General features: G+C 63.8%; 4 protein-coding genes and 1 pseudogene. 4 read left to right on the forward strand and 1 reads right to left on the reverse strand.

The window, feature by feature from the left end:
* Window positions 1–85 precede the first annotated feature (85 nt).
* Together V5A53_RS13360 and V5A53_RS13365 are read left to right on the forward strand one after the other, a co-directional pair.
* Window positions 86–595, forward strand: a pseudogene (locus tag V5A53_RS13360) (PH domain-containing protein); the annotation flags it as partial.
* Window positions 596–600: 5 nt separating this feature from the next.
* The gene (locus V5A53_RS13365) at window positions 601–1,140 is read left to right on the forward strand and encodes a PH domain-containing protein (protein WP_332314114.1); all 540 of its coding nucleotides are present in this window, start codon (window positions 601–603) and stop codon (window positions 1,138–1,140) included.
* Here V5A53_RS13365 and V5A53_RS13370 read toward each other — a convergent pair.
* Entirely contained in the window at window positions 1,128–1,658 is a 531-nt protein-coding gene (locus V5A53_RS13370; RefSeq protein WP_332314115.1) for a redoxin domain-containing protein, read from the reverse strand. The genes V5A53_RS13365 and V5A53_RS13370 overlap by 13 nt on opposite strands.
* A 114-nt stretch (window positions 1,659–1,772) precedes the next feature.
* On the opposite strand from V5A53_RS13370, the gene V5A53_RS13375 reads away from it, so the two are divergent.
* A complete protein-coding gene (locus V5A53_RS13375) occupies window positions 1,773–2,276 on the forward strand; it encodes a DedA family protein (protein ID WP_332314116.1) in 504 nt (167 codons plus the stop codon).
* A 126-nt stretch (window positions 2,277–2,402) separates the two neighbouring features.
* Window positions 2,403–4,129, forward strand: a 1,727-nt coding sequence (locus tag V5A53_RS13380) for a hybrid sensor histidine kinase/response regulator (protein ID WP_332314117.1), incomplete at its 3' end; no start/stop codon positions are given.

Consider the following 4,129-nt stretch of genomic DNA (forward strand, 5'->3'; position numbering starts at 1 on the left):
ACCGGACCGCGCTGTCGCTCAAAAAGCCGGACTGACCGCGAGACGACGGCGGGTGTTTATAACGGAGGACGAACAACGGCGGCGTATGGCCGCCCCCTCCACCGATTCGCCGTCGCTCGACTGGTTGACGCTGGACGACGACGAGGAACTCCTGTGGTCGAGTCGTCCCCACCGTAGTAGTCTCGTTCCTGCGTTCGTCGTCGGAATCCCGCTTTCCTTCGTCCTCATCGGCATTCCCATCCTCGTCGGCGCGTATCTCACCTACCAGAACACCCACTACGTCGTCACCGACGCCGGCCTCTACAAGAAGACCGGCATCCTCTCGCGTGACGTACAGAAGATCGGCTTCGACAAGGTCCAGAACACCTCCTACAGCCAGACCGCCATCGGCGGGTACTTCGGCTACGGCAACGTCGACATCTCGACGGCCGGCGGCAGCGGCGTCGAGATGCGCTTTCGATCGGTTCCGGACCCGGCAGACGTCCAGCAACGCATCAACAAGCGAATCAAATCGAAGGAGCCAGCAACGGACGACAAAAGCGAGGTCCTCGAGGACGTACTCGACGAACTTCGAGCCATCCGCGCCGAACTCGAAGAGCGATGACCGACGCGTGGTTGACCCTCGAACCCGGCGAAGCCGTCGAGTGGGAGGCACACCCGCGGCTGATGCGCGCCGTCCCGGCGATTCTCGTCAGCCTCGCGCTCGTCGCCATCGCTGTCGCCGGGGCGGTCATCGTCGATCCGCTCGCTCTCGCCGTCCTGTTCGTCGCACCGCTTCCCGGAGGATACGCGTACCTCCGTGTCGTCAACACCCGGTTCGTACTCACGAACCGGGCCCTGTATCGTAAAACCGGTATCCTCGGCATCGACGTTCGGACGGTCGAACTCGACCGCGTCCAGAACAGCAAATCCTCGCAGGGCGTCCTCGGGACCGCCTTCGGCTACGGGACCGTTACCGTCGATGTCGCCGGTGGGTCCGACATCCGATATTTCGACATCTACGACCCCGACGAGGTCCGGGCGGATATCGAACGCCTCGCCGGCGGCACCGACGACGTTCCCGGGACGCTCGAACAGTGGCGCGAAGTGCGCGAAGAGCTCCGAGCGATCCGGCGCCTCCTCGACGGTCAGCCGAAATAGGCGTCGTAGTCGACGGACACGTCCGACTCGATCTCCGGAAAGAGCCCCTCGAGCGTGGACGCCACTTCGTCGACCGGTGAGGGGTCACTCCGCGCGAAGGCGTCGTCGCTCGTCCACGTGAAGGCGACGTCCCAGTCCGAACCGACGAGGAAGACCGCCCGTTTCGGCGGCCCGTAGTGGCCCTCCCACTCGTCGTACCGAACGCCGTAGTAGTCGGCGGCACTCCCGCCGTCGCCAAGCAGGGACATCGGCAGGTCGTACTGGTCGGCGTAGGCCGACGACGCGTAGATGCTGTCCATCGAGATGCCCCACACTCGGAGACCGGCGGCGTCGTGCCAGCCGGCATCCCGAATCGCCGCGAGTTCAGCCGTCGCCGTCGGCAGGAAGGTCGCTGGGAAGAACCACAACAACACGGCGTCGTCGCGTTCGATGGACCGGAAGAGTTCGTAGATCTCCGGTTGCCCGCGCTCGACGCCCGGGAGCGCGAAATCCGGAGCTTTCTGGCCCTGTCGAATCATATGCGACGATATGTCGGGGGCGCCTTTGGTCTGCCGGCCATGAGCGCACCGTGGGCCGCGCTAGCATGAATGCGGCAAGACGTAAATACGCCGACCGGTTTCCTACGGCAGAGTATGTACACTGGCGCTATCGAGGCTGTCGTGGGGCTTCTCGCCCAGTACGGGCTTTTGGCCCTGCTGGTCGTCTTCACCCTCGAAGGCGCGCTCGTCGGGAAGTTCATTCCGTCGCGCACCCTGTTCATTGCCACGGTTCTCGCGGTCGGGACCGACGCGGTCGGTGTGCTGTCGGTGTTTGCGGCGGCCGTCATCGGGGCGACTGTCGGTCAGGTCGTTCTCTTCGCGTTCGTCCGCCATACCGAGACGACGCCCGAGATGCTCCCCGGCGCCTTTGCCGTCGAGGACGGGCGAGTCTCGGAGTGGTTCGATCGGTGGGGCCTCCCGGCGGTCGTCCTGTCGAACGCCGTGCCAGTCGTCCGCGGGGCGCTGACGGTTCCCGCGGCGATGACCGAGGAGAACGCCCTTCGGTTTTCGGCGTTCTCGATGGCCGGCACGTCCGTGTACGCGTCGAGCCTGCTCGCTGTCGCGGTGGGTGTGGACGTCCTTCGCGTTCTCCTGTGAGACACACGACGCCGAGAGCGGTTTTTTCGAGGCGGTTCTCAGGTATTGAAAACGGAGCGAACACATATAGGGAGCCATATCGAAAAACGCTCAGATGCCTGACTCCGTGGGAGAGAATCACTTGCTATGAGCAGCGAGTTGGAGCCAATCGACGTGCTCCTCGTTGATGACGAACTGGCGGTCGCCGAGGTGACCGTAGAGTTCCTTGAGCAGCAGGTAGACCCGTTGAACGTCGCTGTCGAGGTGGATTCCACGAACGTTCTCGACCGTATCGAAAACGAGGGGTTCGACTGTATCGTCTCGGATTACGACATGCCGGAGATGAACGGTCTCGAACTCCTCGAAACCGTTCGCGAGGCGTTCCCGGCCCTTCCCTTTATCCTCTATACGGGGAAGGGCAGCGAGGACGTCGCCAGCAGAGCCATCTCCGCAGGTGTCACCGACTACGTCCAGAAGCAACGCGATCCGAGCCAGTACGAACTGCTGACACGGCGGGTTCGAACCGCCGTGCACGGCCGTCGAGTGGACAGCAAACTGGCCGATCTCAACCGCATAAACCGGACACTCAGGGAAACCATTCAGGCGGTCCTTCATGCGGAGACCCGAACGGGCGTCAGGCAAGCCGTCTGTGACAGCCTCGCCGACTCCGACCCGTACCTGTTCGCGTGGTTCGGCACCATCACCGACGATGGAGAGATCGTCCCGGAAACGTGGGCCGGTGTCGAAGAGGGGTACCTCGAAACCATCCGAATCACGGCTGACCGGACGCCGACCGGACGGGGACCGACTGGCAGGGCGATTCGAACCGACGAACCACAAGCAGTACAGGACGTCCATCAGAACCCCGATTTCGAGCCGTGGCGCGAAGCGGCCGAAAAGCGGGGCTACCGGTCCACGGCGGCGATTCCGATCTCCTACGAGGGCGACCGATACGGGGTCCTGAACGTCTACGCGGACAGAGCCGACGCCTTCGACGAGCGGGAACTCGACGTCCTCGCGGAACTCGGCTCGACTATCGCACACGCCATCCATCGCATCGCGCTCACCGAGCGACTCGAACACCAGTATCAGTCCCTGTTCGAGGAAGCACCGGTGATGGCCGTCACTACACGAAACGAGGGTGGTGAGCCGATTATCGAGGACTGCAACCAACTCTTCCTGCAGACCATCGGGCGGGACCGGTCGGAAGTCGTCGGTCGACCGCTGACGGCGTTTTACACGCCGGAAGCCGAACGGAAACTGCTCGACGAGGGTGGATATACTCGGGCGCTGAGCAACGAGTTCACGAGCGAGGAACGAACGCTCGTTACCGCGGACGGCGAACCCGTCGAGACCCTCCTTCGTGCCGTTCCTCGCGCCGACGAGGACGGCGAGCCTCTCGGCACGTTCGCGCTCTACGTCGATATCTCCGAACGAAAGCAGTTACGCCGGGAGAACGAGCGGCTCGACCGGTTCGCGAGTATCGTCTCCCACGACCTCCGGAACCCGCTGACGGTCATCAAGGGCCGTGCCGAACTCGCCCGGGAGACCTGTGACGACGAGGGGAAAGCGGACGTCGACGCGATCGTGACCGCAGCCGAGCGCATGGAATCACTCATCGAGGACCTCCTGATGCTGGCACGGCAGGGCCAGGCACTCGACGAAGTCGAGGCTGTGGACCTCTCGACGCTCGTCGAGAACTGCTGGCGGAACGTCGATAGTCAGGGGGCGACCCTGAACGTCGAGACCGACCGGACGATCTGGGCGGACGCCTCCCGGCTCCAGCAACTGTTGGAGAACCTCCTCCGGAACGCCGTCGAACACGGTTCGACGAGCCCTCCTTCGCAAACTCAGGAGGACGCCCTGGAGCACGG

It is taken from the genome of Natronomonas sp., from assembly GCF_036625485.1.
GTDB lineage: Archaea > Halobacteriota > Halobacteria > Halobacteriales > Haloarculaceae > Natronomonas.

What these genes read in the sequence shown, in the direction of transcription:
- V5A53_RS13370 (WP_332314115.1), bottom strand. Translation starts at nt 1,658, where the DNA reads ATGATTCGACAGGGCCAGAAAGCTCCGGATTTCGCGCTCCCGGGCGTC.
- V5A53_RS13375 (WP_332314116.1), top strand. Translation starts at nt 1,773, where the DNA reads ATGTACACTGGCGCTATCGAGGCTGTCGTGGGGCTTCTCGCCCAGTAC.
- V5A53_RS13365 (WP_332314114.1), top strand. Translation starts at nt 601, where the DNA reads ATGACCGACGCGTGGTTGACCCTCGAACCCGGCGAAGCCGTCGAGTGG.